The sequence below is a fragment of the Actinotignum inguinis genome (assembly GCF_051265835.1).
GTDB classification, from domain to species: Bacteria; Actinomycetota; Actinomycetes; order Actinomycetales; family Actinomycetaceae; genus Actinotignum; species Actinotignum timonense.
Genome location: NZ_JBOZDP010000025.1, coordinates 1 through 16,651 on the forward strand (window position 1 = coordinate 1; position 16,651 = coordinate 16,651).

Sequence of the window (16,651 nt, forward strand, 5' to 3'; positions counted from 1 at the left end):
GTGGACCGATCTACACAACGGGGCTAAATGGAACCAAACCTACTAAACCGTAACCAACACATTTTGTCCTATAAGCCGCATCCTGTGGGGTTCGTTGTCGTCAAGTTGCATTCTGTGGGCATCGCCGCTCACATCGTCCATGCTTGTCCATGTCGAGCGGGTGATCGCACCAGAGCCAGCTAACAGAATGTCCAGCAAGCGAATGACCAAAGTCCCGGGTATCCGCCTCAAGCTGGAAGCAATCATGCCATGAGCGTAAAAGCGCGCAACCACGCGGCAAAGCGGCGTCGTCGTGCGGAAAAAACGGGTGGAAAAAGAACGGTGCACAGCCCCGTGTTAGGTCTTCCTGACTATATTTTCCGCAATCAAGCGGGTAGACCTATAGACGTAAACGAAAGGATGGATCAATGGCCGAAAAAGTTGTTATCGATGCTCTTCAGCGCACGCTGACCGATCTTATTGACCTCTCCCTGCAAGCTAAGCAGTACCACTGGAATATTCAGGGTGCGCGTTTCCGCGCCCTCCACCTCGCTCTTGATGAAGTTGTGTCCGTGACCCGCACCGACCTCGATGAGGTTGCTGAGCGCATTGCCACCATCGGGGGCTTCCCGGATGGTCGGGCCGTGACCGTTGCCAAGGAAAGCGGCCTGGATGATGCGGGTACCGGTCCCTTCAATGTGGACGATGTCTACACCGTGATGGCGGAGAAGCTCTACGGGGCCTCCCGGCGTATCCAGAATGATCTGTCCAAGGTGGACGAAGCCGATCCGCTCAGCGGTGACCTGCTCATCGGGGTCGCTCGCAACCTGGAGCTGCAGGGCTGGTTCATGAAGGCCGCCGCGGTCGAAAACTAAATCGCTCGCGCTGACGGGCGTGCGCCGGCACTAGCGCGCGTCTGTACCGCTGCTCGCACGCTGGCGGCACCGCGCTGCGCCGCAGCCGTGACTCATAGCGAAGGGGACCATCTCACCAGGCGTGAGGTGCGTCCCCTTCGCCGTGTTCGCGGTAGAGCCGCGCGGGCGGGCCCGGAGCGAAACAGGTATCCTGGTGGGCGGGCATCCCCGGTCTGGATGCCGTGAAAAATAGAACTAAGGAGAAAACTATGCCCGCACGTCTATCCGTGGACGGCACCCTCGTCACCCTTGACGAACCGTGCCCGGGAACTGCCTACTTCGCCGCGGATCGCGCGATTGTCGCCCTGAAAGTTAACGGGGAACTCAAGGATTTGGCCACGGATTTGACCACGCTGGACGGCGCCGAGGTGGAAACCGTACGCATCGACTCCCCGGACGGGCTCAATATTCTCCGCCATTCCGCCACCCACGTGCTGGCCCAGGCAGTCCAGCAGATCTACCCCGATGCGAATCTGGGCATCGGCCCCTTCATTGAGGATGGCTTCTACTACGATTTCGGCAATATTGACCCGGTCACCCCGGAGATGCTGAAAGAGCTCGAAAAGCGCATGAAGCGCATCGTCAAGGAAAATCAGCGTTTCGTGCGCCGCGAAGTCACCGAAGAAGAAGCGCGCCAGGAAGAAGCCTCCCAGCCCTACAAGCTTGAGCTCATCACCACCAAGGGCCACGATGCGGACGGTGCCAGCGTGGAAGTGGGCCACGGCGACCTCACCATGTACGACAACGTCAACCGCCACGGCGATGTGGTGTGGACCGATCTGTGCCGCGGGCCCCACCTGCCCTCCACCAAGTTCATCGGGAATGGTTTCGCGCTCACCCGCGCCTCGGCCGCCTACTGGAAGGGGGATCAGAATAACGATCATCTCCAGCGTATCTACGGCACCGCGTGGCCGAGTAAAGAAGAACTGGATGCCTACCAGACCCGTATTGCGGAAGCCCAACGCCGGGACCACCGCCGGCTGGGAACCGAATTAGATCTTTTCTCCTTCCCTGACGAAATTGGTTCTGGGCTCCCGGTCTTCCATCCCAAGGGCGGTATTATCCGCATGGAAATGGAAAACTATTCTCGCCAGCGCCACATCGAAGCCGGTTACGATTTCGTCAATACTCCGCATATCACCAAAGGCCAGCTCTTCCAGACCTCCGGGCATCTGTCCTGGTACAAGGATGGTATGTTCCCGGCCATGCGGGTGGATGAGGATCAGGATTACTACCTCAAGCCGATGAACTGCCCCATGCACTCCCTTATTTATAAGGCGCGGGGGCGTTCCTACCGCGATCTGCCGCTGCGGCTCTTCGAATTCGGAACGGTGTATCGTTACGAAAAGTCCGGCGTTATCCACGGTCTCACCCGCGCCCGCGGTTTCACCCAGGACGATGCCCATATTTACACCACCCGCGAGCAGATGCGCGAGGAACTTTCCTCCCTGCTTACCTTTGTGCTGTCCCTCCTCAAGGACTATGGCCTCAACGATTTCTACCTGGAACTGTCCACGAAAGACCCCAAGAAGTTCATCGGGGACGACGACCTCTGGGAAGAAGCTACCCGCACCCTGGAAGAAGTGGCCCTATCCTCCGGCCTCGAACTAGTGCCTGATCCGGAAGGCGCGGCTTTCTACGGCCCCAAGATTTCGGTGCAGGCGCGTGATGCCATCGGCCGCACCTGGCAGATGTCTACCATCCAGCTTGACTTCAACCTCCCGGAGCGTTTCGGCCTGGAATACACCGCGCCGGACGGTTCACGCCAGCGCCCGGTCATGATCCACCGGGCCCTCTTCGGCTCCATCGAACGCTTCCTGGGCGTGCTGGTCGAGCACTACGCCGGGGCTTTCCCCGCCTGGCTCGCTCCCGTGCAGGTGCGCCTGGTGCCGGTGGCCGATACCTTCAACGACTACTGCGAAGATATCGCCCGGCGCCTGCGTGAACAGCACATTCGCGCCGAAGTGGATACGTCCGATGATCGCTTCGGCAAGAAGATTCGGAACGCCGCGAAGGAGAAGATCCCCTTCACCCTCATTGCCGGTGGGGACGACGTCGATGCCGGCGCCGTGTCCTTCCGTTTCCGCGACGGCGAGCAGCATAACGGGGTCGCTATTGACGAAGCGATCACGCATATCGTGGATGTGGTACGACGGTGCGCTAATCAGCCGGAAGCGGAGAAGTTCTAATGCTCTCCCGGAGCGGGCGGCCCCTGGCCCAGGCAATTTTCGGTCCCATCGCGCGCCTATGCGTGCGCGCGGGGATCAGCGCCGACGCGGTGACGATCACCGGAACCGTGGCGGTGGTGGCCTGCGCCCTCATCCTCTATCCCCTCGGGCACCCCGTGTGGGCCTCCTGGATTATCGGAATCACCGTGATTTTCGACAGTCTTGACGGCCAAATTGCGAGGTTGACCGGAACCGCGTCCCGCTGGGGTGCCTTCCTGGACTCCACCCTGGACCGCCTGGCAGATTCCGCGATATTCTGCGGGATTCTCCTGTGGATCACGCGCTGGAACATCGGGGCGACGGCCGGGCTCACCGACTGGCTGGCTCTGGCCTGCCTGGCGGCCCTCCCGGCCGCGCTGTGCACCTCCTACGCGCGCGCCCGCGCCGAAGCGGTGGGATTCACCGCGAATGTGGGGATCAGTGAACGCGCGGACCGGCTGGTTATCGTGCTGCTCGGGGCGCTGATTACCGGCTACGGGGCCAGTGCATGGGTGCTGCTGGTGGCTCTCGGTTATCTCGCGGTAGCCGGGTGGATCACGGTGGCCCAGCGCATGGTAACGGTCTACCGGCAGTCCCGCGCGGAGCACGGTGCTGGTGCGCGGGTCGGCCAGGGGAGCGGCCAGTGAATCTCGGCAATCTTCTTTTCCGTGCCACCGGGGCGGTGGCTCGACTTCCTGAACCGGTGGGCCGCGGTCTCTTTGCCGCGGTCGGGACGGTCGCCGGAGCCCTGCCGCTGCGCGGAACCCAGCAATTGCGCCGCAACCTCGCGCGGGTACGCCCAGATGTGCGGGGCCGGGCAGCCCGCCGGCTCAGTCGCGCCGCCATGCGTTCCTATATGCGTTACTATTACGAAGCTCTGCGGCTAGGAAGCTGGGAAGCCGATGATTTAGCGGCGCGGGTCATCGAGGACGGTCTCGATTCCGCTCGCGCGGAATTTTCCCGCGGCCATGCCCTCATCGGGGCGCTCATGCACATGGGCAATTGGGATATGGCCGGGGCGTGGTCGCGCTATTTCCTCGCACCTGTGCACACCCTGGTAGAAAAATTAGAACCCGCCGAGGTTTTCGAGCGCTTCGTGCGCCTGCGTGAAAATATTGGGATGGTTATCTATCCCGTGGTCAAAGGCGGTGGGGCGATCCACCGTCTCGCGGAGGATACCCGCCGGGCACCCATTCTTGCCCCGGTTCTGGCTGATCGTGATCTCACCGCGTCTGGCGTGGAAGTGGAATTCTTCGGGGAGAACATGCTCGCCGCCGCCGGACCGGCGATCCTTGCCATAGATACCGGCTGCGCCGTCGTCCCTATTTTTTCCTACTACGTGAAAAGGGAACGTACCCGGGAAGTGCCCACCCGATGGCGGATGGTGCTGCGCAGCGGCGCGCCCATCCGCGCGCGAGTGGATGCCGCGGCTTCCCCGCGCGAACGCCACGCAGAAATCGAGCGAATCACCCAGGAATGGATCACGGCTTTTGAAGGCGTGCTGGCTGAGCACCCCGAGGACTGGCATATGCTCCAGCCTGTTTTTGTCGCCGATTTGGACGGTGAGCGCTACCGCACTAACCGTGAGAAAGCCGCCCGGGAACTTGCGTGCCGCCAAGCAGAGTACGACGCGAAGGAAGGAACGCCGTGAACATCGGGATTGCCTGCCCTTATTCGTGGGACGTGCCCGGGGGAGTGGGATTCCACATCCGGGATCTAGCCGAGGAGCTCATCGCCCGCGGACACAGTGTTTCGGTGATCGCTCCGAGTGAAGAAAACGAGGCGCTGCCCGATTACGTGGTACCGGTGGGAGCCTCCGTGGCGATTCCCTATAACGGTTCGGTGGCGCGCCTCTCCTTCGGTCCGCGAGTCAATCGGGCGGTACGCCGCTGGCTGCGGGAAGGGAATTTCGATGTGCTCCACGTGCACGAACCTTTCGTTCCTTCCGTTTCTATGCTTGCCCTTATGAGTGCGGAATGCCCGGTCGTCTCCACCCACCACACCGCCATGGACCGTTCCCGGGCCTTCGACCTCTTTTCTCCGGTGCTGCGCCCCATCCTGGAAAAGATCCAGGCGCGTATCGCGGTTTCCCAAGAAGCACGCCGCACCACAGTACAGTATTTAGGCGGAGACGCTTTTATTATTCCCAACGGCGTATATACCGCCGATTTCGAAGTACCGCGTGATGCCCGCTTCACCGGCACGCCCGACTCGCCCACTTTCGGATTCCTCGGCCGTCTGGATGAGCCTCGCAAGGGTCTGCCGGTGCTGGCCGCTGCCGCCCCACTCATCCTGCGCGACTACCCGCAGGCGCGCTTCTTCGTGGCCGGGAAAGGTGATGAGGAAGCGGCACGGCAACTCTTCGGGGAGGCGGCCGCCCGGGTGACGTTCCTCGGTCCCGTCAGCGATGCCGATAAAGCCGCGATGCTCGCCAGTGTGGACCTTTACGTAGCCCCCAATACCGGGGGTGAATCCTTCGGAATTATTCTTATCGAAGCGATGAGCGCGGGTGGTTTTGTGCTCGCCTCGGATATTCCCGCTTTTCGCGCGGTGCTGGGCGGGGGAACGTTCGGGGACCACTTCGCCAATGAAGACCCGGAGGATCTGGCCCGGGTGGCCGTGGCGGCTTTGCGTGATCCGCAACGCCGGGCTCGGGTGGCGCAGGCCGGCCAGGCCGAAGCCCAGCGTTACGACTGGTCCACGGTTGCCTCCCAAGTCTTTGCCGTGTATGAAACAGCGGTCCGCACCGCCCAGATGGAGGTAGAGCAGTGAATATATGGTGGTGGCTTGCCCTCGTCGCCGGTGTGGTGCTTCTCCTTCTCGGTCTGAGCGCCGTGGTGGCGGCCCGTCGCCTTGATCGCCTCCATACCACCCTCCTGAAATCGCGCCGCGCGGTGGAACAGGCGCTCGCCGCCCGCGCCCGCACCGCCTACGATATGGCTATGTCCGGGGAATTGGATATGGCCGGGGCTCTTATCCTCACCGATAGTGCCCAGCGGGTGCTCTCCGCCTCCATGCTTCCGGTGGTGGCGGACGGATTGGAAGCCTTACCCGGTGATACGCGCGATGATCTTCCCGATCCGGCCGTGGCAGCCCGGGAACGGCGCGCGGTGGAATCCGAACTTTCCCGCGCCCTGCGACTCACCGTGGATGAGCTGGACCCGAACGATATCACCGATGCAGCCGCCCGGGAATTTTACCGGCGCCTCGAACGTGCCCGCCTCGATGTGCGCATGACACGCTCCTTCCATAATTCGCATGTGGACCAGGCTCGCCGGGTACGCAATTCCCGAATTCTCTCCATTTTCCCCATCGCCGGGCACGCCCCGGTCCCGCAAACCATCGATATTGACGATGAGTAAGAGTTCCCGATGACCCCCACTCCCCGGCGTGCTGCCCGCATTATCGCCCTGGATGAAGCCGGCCGCGTCCTCCTCATCCGCGGCCATGACCGGGACGATCCTTCCCACCGGTGGTGGTTCACGCCCGGTGGGGGACTGGAAGATACGGAAAGCCCCCAGCAGGCGGCGGTGCGGGAATTTCGGGAGGAGACCGGCGTCGTCGTAACTGAAACGGAACTTATCGGGCCGGTTCTGCGCCGGCACGCAACTTTTCGTTTTGCCCGTACCACCCTCAGCCAAGACGAAGAATTTTTCGCGGTGCGGCTGGACGCGGTGCGCGCCCGCGCGGCGGTGACCGGAAGCGGGCGGGCCTGGACCGCGGCGGAAGAAGAACTCCTCGACGTTATCGACTGGCGTGCCGGCACGCAACTCGCTGGTTCCCCGAGGGAACGGGTGTATCCGGTGGGTCTCGCGGAGCTGGCGGCTCAGGTGCACGCCGGATGGGATGGGATTTGCCGCGAGCTTTGGGAGAACTAGCCTCCCTGAACGGTACAGCTTAGGCGCGCTGCGGCCCAGGTAATAGTTCCCGGGCCTCGAACCGCGTACAATGGCTCCGGAAGTTTTTATCTACTCGGGAGGACACGTGTCAGGACACTCCAAGTGGGCAACCACCAAGCATAAGAAAGCCGCTAATGACGCCAAGCGCGGCAAGCTTTTCGCGCGTCTGGTCAAGAATATCGAAGTGGCAGCGGCAACCGGTGGTGGAGATCCCGCGGGCAATCCCACGCTCTTTGACGCGATCCGCAAAGCCAAGCAGAACTCGGTGCCGGCCGATAATATTGATCGCGCGGTTAAGCGTGGCTCGGGTGAAACTGATGATTCCATCCAGTATGAAGCCATTACTTACGAAGGTTACGGCCCGGGTGGGGTGGCTATCCTCATCGAATGCCTGACCGATAACCGCAATCGTGCCGCCTCGGATGTGCGTACCGCACTCACGCGCAATGGGGGGACCCTGGCGGATCCGGGTTCGGTTTCCTATCTCTTCAACCGTCGCGGTGTGGTGGAAGCGGTTAAAGGGGAGAACTCCGAGGATGACGTTCTCATGGCGGTTCTTGACGCGGGCGCCGAAGAAATTGAGGACGACGGCGAAACATTCACCATTTACTGTGCTTCTAGCGATGTGGTAGCTGTGCGCACCGCGCTTCAGGAAGCCGGAATTGACTACAATTCCGCAGAATCACGCTTTGTTCCCTCTACCAATGTTCCCCTGGATCGCGCCGGCGCGGAAAAGCTCCTCAAACTCACCGATGCGCTCGACGATGTCGATGATATTCAAGAGGTCTACACCAACGCGGATATCGCCGATGAGATCCTCGCTGAGCTCGAGGGTGAGTAGTGCGCATTCTGGGTATTGACCCGGGACTTACGCGCTGCGGGCTGGGAACCATTGACGCCGATGTGACGCGGCGGGTGCGTTTGGTGGATATGCGCGTGGCGCGCTCTCCGGTGGACCTGGCCCCGCATCGGCGTCTTCTCCTTATCGCGGATGAAATCGACGCGGTGATCGCGGAGTTTTCTCCCGAGGTCGTGGCGGTGGAACGCGTTTTCGCGCAGGAAAATGTGCGCTCGGTGACCTCAACCGCGCAGGTGGCCGGTATCGCTATGCTGGCTGCTGCCCGCGCCCAGCTTCCCCTCGGCTTGCACTCGCCCTCCGAAGTGAAAGCAGCGGTCACCGGTTCGGGGCGCGCCGGGAAACTCCAGGTGCAAAATATGGTTCAGCGGATTTTAGGTCTGGCCGAGCTGCCGCGTCCCAAGGATGCCGCGGACGCCCTCGCCATTGCCATCACCCACGCATGGCGCGGGGGCGCCCACGCCCTGGATGCCACGGTGGATAACGGCCAGCACGGCGGGGCCGGCACCCTCCCGCGCGCCGAAGGAGCCGATTTAACGCCGGCGCAGCGCATGTGGGCGGGAGCCGAACGCATGAGCCGGCGCGCCGGTGCGGTCTCCCCGCACCGCTCCGCTAGCGGTTAGAGTCATGAGGAAGGGAGCCCGGAGTGATTGCAAGTATTCGCGGAACTGTGAGCCGTATTACCACCACATTCGCGGTGGTGGAGGTCGGCGGGTGGGGCGTCAAAGTTTTTGCGACGCCGGATACCCTCTCGCGCTTGCGGGAAGGCGCGGAAGCTTTTCTCTACACCTCGCTGGTCGCCAGCCGCGATGACCTGCCCTCCCTCTACGGTTTTAGCGAAGCCGACGAGCGCGATGTTTACGAAATCATGCAGACGGTTTCCGGAATCGGCGCCAAAGTTGCGCTCACGCTCCTCTCCGTCCACACCCCGAACGCGCTGCGCGCCGCGGTGCAATCCAAGGACGAGGCGGCCCTCACCCGGGTCCCCGGTATCGGCAAGAAAAGCGCCCAGCGCATTATTTTAGAGCTGGGTAATAAGCTCGGCCCGGCTCCGGTGGCCGCCGGCGAAACAGCCAGCCCCGAGGCGGATCCGAGTGCCGTAGTTGCCGGTCTGGTGGGACTGGGGTGGAAGGAAAGCGACGCCGTCGCCGCCTATGAAGAAGCGCGCACGCAAATACCGCAGGGTACCGTGGCCCAGCTCCTGCGCGCCAGTCTGCAAGTACTAGGGGCCCGCCGATGAGCGAAGAAATGTCCTTCGACGCCGGCCTGGTCTCCCCGGAAGCCAGCGAAACGGAACGCGCCGCCGAAGCGGCCCTGCGCCCGCGCCAGCTCTCCGAATTCGTGGGCCAGGATACCGTGCGCGACCAGCTCTCCCTCGTGCTCCAGGCCGCAGTGCAACGCGGGCGCACCCCCGACCACGTGCTCCTTTCCGGGCCGCCGGGCCTGGGGAAAACCACCCTCGCCATGATTATTGCCGCTGAAGTGGGCGGAGCACTGCGCTTGACCTCCGGCCCGGCCATTCAACATTCGGGTGACCTGGCCGCAATTCTTTCCTCCGTGCAGGAAAACGATGTTCTCTTTATCGACGAAATCCACCGCTTGGCCCGCAACGCCGAAGAAATGCTCTACCTGGCCATGGAAGATTTTCGGGTGGACGTGATGGTGGGGAAGGGCCCGGGCGCCACCTCGATTCCGCTGCCGCTACCGTTCTTCACGGTCGTAGGGGCGACGACGCGCGCCGGCTTACTGCCCGCTCCCTTGCGTGATCGCTTCGGCTTTACGGCGCACCTGGAATATTACGAACAGCGCGATCTGGCCCGTATTGTGCGGCGTAATGCCGTCAAGCTCGGCCATACCATTACCGAGGATGCGGCCCAGGAAATTGCCGGGCGTTCGCGCGGGACCCCGCGTATCGCCAACCGGCTGTTGCGCCGCGTCCAGGACTGGGCGCAGGTGCGCGGCACCGGGGATTTGGACCTGCGGGCCGCGCGGGCTGCCCTCGATCTTTTCCAGGTGGATCCGGCCGGGTTGGATCGGCTTGACCGCGCGGTGCTCGAAGCGATCTGCACCCGTTTCGGGGGCGGGCCGGTGGGCCTGACCACCCTCGCGGTATCTGTTGGCGAAGAACCCGAAACGGTGGAGACGGTGGTGGAGCCCTATTTGGTGCGCGAAGGCTATCTGGTGCGTACCCCGCGCGGGCGGATGGCGGCCCCGCGGGCCTGGAGCCACCTCGGTTTAACTCCGCCTACAGATTAGTTTCGTCACGGCCGCCGGTGTTTTCAGCTATGCACGGTAAACTGGCACGGTAATTATTGTCTTTTCCAAGGAGCTTTCGCGTGGAATTCGCCATCATGGGCGTCATCCTGGTGGGGATGGTGCTGTTCATGTCCCAGTCCAATAAGAAGGCCCGGGCACGTGCTGAAGAACACCGCAATAGCATTCTGGTGGTGGGCACGGATGTCATGACCACCGCTGGTTTTTACGGGCGTATTGTTGCGATTGACGGGGATGCGGTGACGCTCGAAAGTCCCTCCGGGGATGAAACTGTGTGGTCGCGCCTGGCCATTCGGGAGCAAGCCTCTATTCCCTTTGCGCCGGTCAGTGAAGAAGAAGCGGCGGCGGAAGATGCCGCGGAAGCCGCCCGCCTGAGCGCTTCGGAAGAATCCGGGGCCGGGGCGGTTGCGGATAATGCCGCGGGAACCGGTGCTCCCACTGGCGCGGCCACCCCGGAAGTGACCGGTCACGTGACTCCTCGGAGCACGGACTCGGCTTTTGGTGAAAAGAAAGATGAGTCGGGCTCGGCCTGGAAGTAAACACTATGTCTCAATCTAAAAATTCCGGCGTCCGGTTATCCTGGCGCCGGATCATTACCCTTGCGATCTTGGCGATCGCGCTCTTCGTCTCCCTGGGCGTGGGTTCGGTAACGGGATCCGGATCGGAATCCCGGTGGACCCCGAATTTCGCCCTCGACCTGGAAGGCGGCACGGAGCTTATTCTCACCCCGAAGACCACGGATAATTCCGAGATTACCTCGGAAGATGTCAACCAGGCGATTGAAATTATTCGCCAGCGCGTGGACGCCTCGGGTGTGGCAGAAGCGGAGATCACCTCCCAGGGTGGCTCGAATATTGTGGTGGGTCTGCCCGGGCACCCGAGCCAGGAAACCCTCGACCTCGTGCGTAATTCCGCGGTGTTGCGGATGCGCCCGGTGCTCGCCATGGCGAACCCGGGAACCATGAAGGGCGAGGGTGAGAATGCCGCGCCTCTCACCGGTACCGCGCTGGAAGAAGCCGCTATGAAGGCCGCCGACGCGGACGGGGACGGCAAGCTCTCCACCACTCCGCCTAGCGAGCCCACCAGCGCCTCGGATCCGGCTTGGGCCAAAACCGAGCGGGTCACCTACGATGCGCTGACTTTGGATTGCACCGCGGAAAACCCCGCCACCGCTCCGGAAGAAAACCCGGATACCGCGCTGGTGGCCTGCGGGCAAAGCGAAGATTCCAAGACCGGTGAAGTGACGCCTTATAAGTACGTGCTCGGCCCGGCCGAAATTGCCGGAACGAACCTGACGCGCGCCACCTCCGGTTTCGACCAGCAGCAAGGTCAGTGGATCGTGCAGCTGGAATTCGATAATGAGGGCGCCCAGAAGTTCTCCGAAGTGACCGGGCGGCTGGTGGGCTTGCAAAGTCCCCAAAACCAATTCGCCATCGTGTTGGACGGTCGCGTCATTTCCTCCGCGGTTCCGCAAACCCAGATTTCGGGTGGGCAGGCCGTTATTAACGGTTCCGGTATTAATGCGACGACGTCGCGCGTGCTGGCCAACCAGTTGCAATTCGGTTCGCTACCCCTGGAATTTGAGGTGCAATCCGAACAGCAAATTTCGGCCACCCTCGGTTCCGAATCGCTGCGCGCGGGTCTCGTGGCCGGGCTGATCGGTCTTGTGCTTATTGTTCTTTACCTTGTCTGGCAGTACCACGCCCTCGCCATTGTGGCGGTGGGTTCGGTGGTGCTTGCCACGGGTCTGTCCTACGGGGTTATTTGTTTGCTCTCCTGGGTGATGGGTTACCGATTGTCGATGGCCGGCGTCGTCGGCTTGGTTATTTCTATCGGTATTACGGTCGATTCCTTCATCGTGTTCTTCGAACGTATCCGCGATGAGATTCGTGACGGACACGCGGTTCGCACCGCGGTGCAGCGCGGTTGGAAGCGCGCGACCCGCACGATTATCGCCTCCGACTCCGTTAACCTCATCGCGGCCGGGGTGCTCTACTTCATCGCGGTGGGTTCGGTGCGCGGTTTCGCCTTCACTTTGGGGCTCACCACCATCCTCGACCTCGTCGTCGTCTTTATGTTTACCTATCCGCTTATGACGCTGCTGGTGCGCACCAAGTTCTTCGGCGGGGGGCACCCGGCATCGGGTATGTCCGCCAAGCATTTGGCGCATACCCCGGCGTATCGCGGCCGTAAGGTTCCCGGGGAAGGCTCGCTCGCCGAGCGGCGTACCCGGGAACGCCGGGCCGCTCTCCCCGCGAGCAGCGAGGGAAAGGAGAACGCCTAATGTCGATGTACAGCTTAGGTAATGATCTCTACTCCGGGCGGCGCAGCTTCAAAATTGTGCAGCGGCGCAAGACCTGGTACACCATCGCGATTATCTGCGTGATCGCCTCGTTTATCGCGCTGTTCACCCGCGGACTCAATATGGGTATTGAGTTCACCGGGGGATCCCAGTTCACGGTCTCGGAGGCGCAAACCACCGATCAGCGCCTCGCCTCGGATATCATGGCCCGCCACGGCGGGGATGAAGCCGCCCGCGTGGCCCAGGTGGGGGAGAACTCCCTGCGTATCCAGACCTCGGCGAATGCCGACGGTACCGGGGTGGGGAACGCGGAAACGGAAGCGATTCGCACGGAATTGGCCGAAGCCTACGGCACCTCCGTTCAGAATGTCACCTCCACCTATATCGGCCCGGTATGGGGCCAGGATATTTCCACCAAGGCTCTCCAAGGTTTCGTGGTCTTTATCGTGCTGGTGCTGCTGGCCCTGTGGGCCTATATGCGGTCCTGGCGTAACGCCCTGGGTGCCATCGTTGCGCTCTTCCATGACCTTGTGGTGACGGTGGGGATTTACTGCCTCTTCGGTTTCGAATTCACGCCGTCCACCGTTATCGGCCTGCTGACCATTCTCGGGTACTCCCTGTATGACACCGTGGTGGTCTTCGATAAGGTCCGTGAAAATACCGAGCACGTGCTGCGTCAGCACCGCGTGACCTTCGGGGAATCGACGAACCACGCCGTCAATCAGACCCTCATCCGCTCCATCAACACCTCCGTCACCTCGATTATGCCGGTGGCGTCCATCCTCTTCATCGGGGTGTACCTCATGGGTGCGGGGACGCTGCGCGATCTGGCGCTGGTGCTCTTCGTGGGTCTGCTGCTCTCGGCGTACTCCTCCATCTTCCTGGCCGCGCCGCTCGCCGTCACCCTGACGAATGCCGATCCGCGCATCAAGGCTCATAACGCGGAAGTGGCTGCCGCGCGCGCCGAACGCGTTGAGGCCGGCGTTCCCGAAGAAGACGTGGTATCCGCGGTTCTCGAACCGGGCCACCATCTCGGTAATGCAGCGCAGCCGCGCCGTAAGAAGAGGAGCAAGAAGTGAGTAGTGCCTTTTCTTCGCAACTCGTGGAACTCGCGGCCAGCCGGGTCCGAGAACGTGAAAACTTCCCGGCACCCGGGGTGATCTTTCGCGATATCACCCCGCTCATAGCTGACGGTGAAGCTTTCCACCTCTTTATTGATGAGCTGGCGCGCCACTACGAAGGTAAGATCGACGCCGTCGCCGGGCTGGAATCACGCGGATTTATTCTGTCCGCTCCGCTGGCCTACGCCATGGGTTTGGGGATGGTCACTATCCGCAAAGCCGGGCGCCTGCCCGGGCCGGTGATCGGGGTTGATTATGAACTGGAATACGGTTCGGCCCGGATGGAAGTTCAGCCCTTTAATATTGAAGATGGACAGCGCGTTCTCATCATCGATGACGTTCTCGCCACCGGTGGAACCGCACATGCCGCCTGTGAGCTGGTAGAAAGCTCAGGCGGGATTGTGGCCGGCCTGTGCATGCTCATTGAGCTGGCAGGCATGGGCGGCCGGGAGCGTCTGGCCGGTAGGCAGGTCGAAGCGGTGCTAACCTTCGATTAAGTCAAGAGGGGAGTAGGGCATGTCGGAATCGCAAGGTCCGCGGGTACTATCGCGGCTATCGTGGTTGACCGGACGCACGGCCAGCCAGGTTCCTGATGCCCTGGAACCCCTTATGCGCGCCCTGGGAAATGTGGATAAGGAACGCATTATCCGGGCGTATAACGTGGCGGAGGAATGCCACCGCGGCCAGAAGCGGCGCTCGGGAGAGCCGTATATTACGCATCCGGTCGCGGTGGCAACCATCCTCGCCGAACTCGGTATGGATGAGGACACCCTCGTGGGAGCCCTCCTCCATGACACCGTGGAAGATACCGGGTACACCCTCGAGCAGGTCCGGGAGAATTTCGGTTCCACCGTGGAACTCCTCGTGGACGGGGTCACGAAGCTCGATAAGGTCGAATACGGGGAAGCCGCGCAGGCGGAAACCGTGCGCAAAATGGTGATCGCGATGTCTAAAGACATCCGCGTGCTCCTCATTAAACTTGCCGACCGGCTCCATAATGCCCGCACCTGGCGTTTCATGCCGCAGGAAAAGGCACGCTCCAAGGCTCATGAAACCCTGGAAATTTACGCGCCTCTCGCGCATCGCCTCGGCATGAATTCCATTAAATGGGAGCTTGAAGATCTTTCCTTCAAAACCATGTATCCGGAGGTCTACGCCGAAATTGAATCCCTGGTGCAGGAACGCACCCCGGAACGCGAAGCGTATATCGCGAAAATTAAGGCGATCTTGGAGCGAGAGCTCAAAACTTCCCATATTAAATGCACGATCACCGGCCGCCCCAAGCACTATTACTCCATCTATCAGAAAATGATTTTGCGGGGCAAGGACTTCGAGGATATTTACGACCTCGTGGGCGTGCGGGTGCTGGTAGAAACCATCCCGGATTGCTATGCGGTTCTGGGCGTGGCCAATACGATTTTCACGCCGATTCAGGGGCGGATCAAGGACTATATCACCACCCCGAAATTCAACCTCTACCAGTCAATTCACACCACCGTCATCGGCCCGGATAACCGCTCCCTGGAAATCCAGATCCGCACCTACGATATGCACCGGCGTGCCGAATACGGCGTGGCTGCGCACTGGCGCTACAAGGAAAACCCGAATGCCACCAAGCGCGGGGGCGGGGCCGCGAAAGTCGATGAAGAAACCACGCAGCTTAACTGGTTGCGCCAGCTGGTCGATTGGCAGCGGGAAACCGCGGACCCGGCGGAATTCCTCGAATCGCTCTCCTATGAGATCTCCGGCAATAAGGTCTATGTATTCACCCCGGCCGGGGAAGTCATGGAACTGCCCACGGGTGCCACCCCGGTTGATTTCGCCTATGCCGTCCACACCGAAGTGGGGCACCGTACCGTGGGCGCGCGGGTGAATGATCGCCTTGTCACCCTGGATCACAAGCTGGAATCGGGCGATACGGTCGAGATCATTACCGCGAAAAGCCCGGATGCCGGGCCCTCCCTCGGCTGGCTTGATTTCGTGGCCAGCCCGCGCGCCCGCGCCAAGATCCGGGTATGGTTCAAGAAGAGCCGCCGGGATGAAGCGGTGGAAGAAGGCAAAGATAAGCTGGCCCGCGCAATCCGCAAGCGCAACCAGCCCGTCCAGCGCCTCATGAGCCATGACACCCTCGCGGAAGTAGCACGGGAAGCCGGGCGCAGTTCCGTGGATGATCTGTACGCCGGTATCGGGGAAGGGGATATTTCTCCCGAAACCGTGGTACGTAACCTCATTACCTCCCAGGGCGGGCAGGCCGGGGTCGAGGAAACCCTGGCGGAGGCGGTGACCCCGAACCGTATTTCGCGGCGGCGGAGCACCGCGAGTACCGATAACGCCGTGGTGGTCCAGGGTATGGAAGCCGGCGACGTTATGGTCAAGCTGGCCCGCTGCTGCACTCCGGTTCCTCCCGATGCCATTGTCGGTTTCGTGACCCGCGGCTCGGGGGTATCCATTCACCGGGCGGATTGCCCCAATGTGGAACAGCTGCAAAAGCAACCCGAACGCTTCCTCGAGGTACATTGGGCCGATGATTCCGAAGCTGTCTACGTGATCCAGGTCCAGGTGGATGCCCTGGATCGCCAGGGCCTGCTTTCCGATATTTCCCGGGCTCTGCTGGATAACGGGGTGAATCTGCTGGCCGGCAATATGATGACCACCAAGGAACGCATGGTGCGTAACACCTTCACTTTCGAGATGGCCGATCCCCACCACCTGGCCCGGGTGCTCGCGGATCTACGCAAAATCGAAGGTGTATACGACGCCTACCGGGTGACCAACTCGAAGCCCGCCAACCAGCGCCGGGTGGAACCCCCGCGCGGCTAGCGCGGATCCGGCGCGGTTGCGGCACGCTACTGAAGGTGAGAACCTCAGGATTGCGCTAACGTGCTTAACGGCTGAGCCTAGTGGTCACCCGCGCACCTAGCGCAGGGCAATGGCGCGCAGGGCACTGCCCTGACTTGGCTCATTTAGTGCGACTTTGGCAGTGACTCGATAAGCACGGCCACATCCGCCGGCAGCGGGGTGCGAGCATGAACGACCTGCCCGCCGACCTCAAGCGTGAACGAGCGGTACTTCTTCAACGTCCGCACCAACCGTTTCAAC

At 61.8% G+C, this 16,651-nt stretch carries 16 protein-coding genes; all 16 read left to right on the plus strand.

Features of this window, described 5'->3' with window-relative positions:
- The first annotated feature begins 407 nt into the window (after positions 1–407).
- The 16 genes from ACRQFC_RS08540 (at position 408) to ACRQFC_RS08615 (ending at position 16,372) form a co-directional block, all read left to right on the plus strand.
- On the plus strand, positions 408–854 hold the full coding sequence (locus tag ACRQFC_RS08540; RefSeq protein ID WP_087070697.1) for a Dps family protein: 447 nt from the start codon (positions 408–410) through the stop codon (positions 852–854).
- Between the two features lie 248 nt (positions 855–1,102).
- The gene (gene thrS / locus ACRQFC_RS08545; RefSeq protein WP_435734671.1) at positions 1,103–3,082 is read left to right on the plus strand and encodes a threonine--tRNA ligase; all 1,980 of its coding nucleotides are present in this window, start codon (positions 1,103–1,105) and stop codon (positions 3,080–3,082) included.
- The gene (pgsA, locus tag ACRQFC_RS08550) at positions 3,082–3,747 is read left to right on the plus strand and encodes a phosphatidylinositol phosphate synthase (protein ID WP_320757467.1); all 666 of its coding nucleotides are present in this window, start codon (positions 3,082–3,084) and stop codon (positions 3,745–3,747) included. Before thrS ends, pgsA begins: the two co-directional genes overlap by 1 nt.
- Complete coding sequence (locus ACRQFC_RS08555) at positions 3,744–4,751, plus strand: phosphatidylinositol mannoside acyltransferase (RefSeq protein ID WP_320757466.1); 1,008 nt, start codon at positions 3,744–3,746, stop codon at positions 4,749–4,751. Before pgsA ends, ACRQFC_RS08555 begins: the two co-directional genes overlap by 4 nt.
- Entirely contained in the window at positions 4,748–5,872 is a 1,125-nt protein-coding gene (locus ACRQFC_RS08560; RefSeq protein WP_320757465.1) for a glycosyltransferase family 4 protein, read from the plus strand. Before ACRQFC_RS08555 ends, ACRQFC_RS08560 begins: the two co-directional genes overlap by 4 nt.
- The gene (locus tag ACRQFC_RS08565) at positions 5,869–6,462 is read left to right on the plus strand and encodes a hypothetical protein (RefSeq protein ID WP_320757464.1); all 594 of its coding nucleotides are present in this window, start codon (positions 5,869–5,871) and stop codon (positions 6,460–6,462) included. The genes ACRQFC_RS08560 and ACRQFC_RS08565 overlap by 4 nt, the downstream gene beginning before the upstream one ends.
- Before the next feature lie 9 nt (positions 6,463–6,471).
- The gene (locus ACRQFC_RS08570; protein ID WP_320757463.1) at positions 6,472–6,978 is read left to right on the plus strand and encodes an NUDIX hydrolase; all 507 of its coding nucleotides are present in this window, start codon (positions 6,472–6,474) and stop codon (positions 6,976–6,978) included.
- Positions 6,979–7,084: 106 nt separating this feature from the next.
- Positions 7,085–7,840 (plus strand): YebC/PmpR family DNA-binding transcriptional regulator, encoded by a 756-nt coding sequence (locus ACRQFC_RS08575; protein WP_016442670.1) that lies wholly within the window; start codon positions 7,085–7,087, stop codon positions 7,838–7,840.
- Positions 7,840–8,478: a crossover junction endodeoxyribonuclease RuvC gene (gene ruvC, locus ACRQFC_RS08580; protein ID WP_026428850.1), complete on the plus strand. Its 639-nt coding sequence runs from the start codon at positions 7,840–7,842 to the stop codon at positions 8,476–8,478. The genes ACRQFC_RS08575 and ruvC overlap by 1 nt, the downstream gene beginning before the upstream one ends.
- A gap of 23 nt (positions 8,479–8,501) precedes the next feature.
- On the plus strand, positions 8,502–9,095 hold the full coding sequence (ruvA, locus tag ACRQFC_RS08585) for a Holliday junction branch migration protein RuvA (protein ID WP_284901237.1): 594 nt from the start codon (positions 8,502–8,504) through the stop codon (positions 9,093–9,095).
- A complete protein-coding gene (gene ruvB / locus ACRQFC_RS08590; protein ID WP_087070706.1) occupies positions 9,092–10,111 on the plus strand; it encodes a Holliday junction branch migration DNA helicase RuvB in 1,020 nt (339 codons plus the stop codon). The genes ruvA and ruvB overlap by 4 nt, the downstream gene beginning before the upstream one ends.
- Positions 10,112–10,191: 80 nt before the next feature.
- Positions 10,192–10,668 (plus strand): preprotein translocase subunit YajC, encoded by a 477-nt coding sequence (locus tag ACRQFC_RS08595; protein ID WP_051278393.1) that lies wholly within the window; start codon positions 10,192–10,194, stop codon positions 10,666–10,668.
- 5 nt (positions 10,669–10,673) lie between these two features.
- Positions 10,674–12,413: a protein translocase subunit SecD gene (gene secD / locus ACRQFC_RS08600; protein WP_087070708.1), complete on the plus strand. Its 1,740-nt coding sequence runs from the start codon at positions 10,674–10,676 to the stop codon at positions 12,411–12,413.
- A complete protein-coding gene (gene secF / locus ACRQFC_RS08605; RefSeq protein ID WP_284901238.1) occupies positions 12,413–13,510 on the plus strand; it encodes a protein translocase subunit SecF in 1,098 nt (365 codons plus the stop codon). The genes secD and secF overlap by 1 nt, the downstream gene beginning before the upstream one ends.
- Entirely contained in the window at positions 13,507–14,049 is a 543-nt protein-coding gene (locus ACRQFC_RS08610) for an adenine phosphoribosyltransferase (protein ID WP_026428855.1), read from the plus strand. The genes secF and ACRQFC_RS08610 overlap by 4 nt, the downstream gene beginning before the upstream one ends.
- Before the next feature lie 19 nt (positions 14,050–14,068).
- The gene (locus tag ACRQFC_RS08615) at positions 14,069–16,372 is read left to right on the plus strand and encodes a RelA/SpoT family protein (protein WP_026428856.1); all 2,304 of its coding nucleotides are present in this window, start codon (positions 14,069–14,071) and stop codon (positions 16,370–16,372) included.
- The last annotated feature ends 279 nt before the right edge of the window (positions 16,373–16,651 follow it).

What these genes read in the sequence shown, in the direction of transcription:
- ACRQFC_RS08540 (WP_087070697.1), top strand. Translation starts at nt 408, where the DNA reads ATGGCCGAAAAAGTTGTTATCGATGCTCTTCAGCGCACGCTGACCGAT.
- thrS (WP_435734671.1), top strand. Translation starts at nt 1,103, where the DNA reads ATGCCCGCACGTCTATCCGTGGACGGCACCCTCGTCACCCTTGACGAA.
- pgsA (WP_320757467.1), top strand. Translation starts at nt 3,082, where the DNA reads ATGCTCTCCCGGAGCGGGCGGCCCCTGGCCCAGGCAATTTTCGGTCCC.
- ACRQFC_RS08570 (WP_320757463.1), top strand. Translation starts at nt 6,472, where the DNA reads ATGACCCCCACTCCCCGGCGTGCTGCCCGCATTATCGCCCTGGATGAA.
- ruvB (WP_087070706.1), top strand. Translation starts at nt 9,092, where the DNA reads ATGAGCGAAGAAATGTCCTTCGACGCCGGCCTGGTCTCCCCGGAAGCC.
- secD (WP_087070708.1), top strand. Translation starts at nt 10,674, where the DNA reads ATGTCTCAATCTAAAAATTCCGGCGTCCGGTTATCCTGGCGCCGGATC.
- secF (WP_284901238.1), top strand. Translation starts at nt 12,413, where the DNA reads ATGTCGATGTACAGCTTAGGTAATGATCTCTACTCCGGGCGGCGCAGC.
- ACRQFC_RS08615 (WP_026428856.1), top strand. Translation starts at nt 14,069, where the DNA reads ATGTCGGAATCGCAAGGTCCGCGGGTACTATCGCGGCTATCGTGGTTG.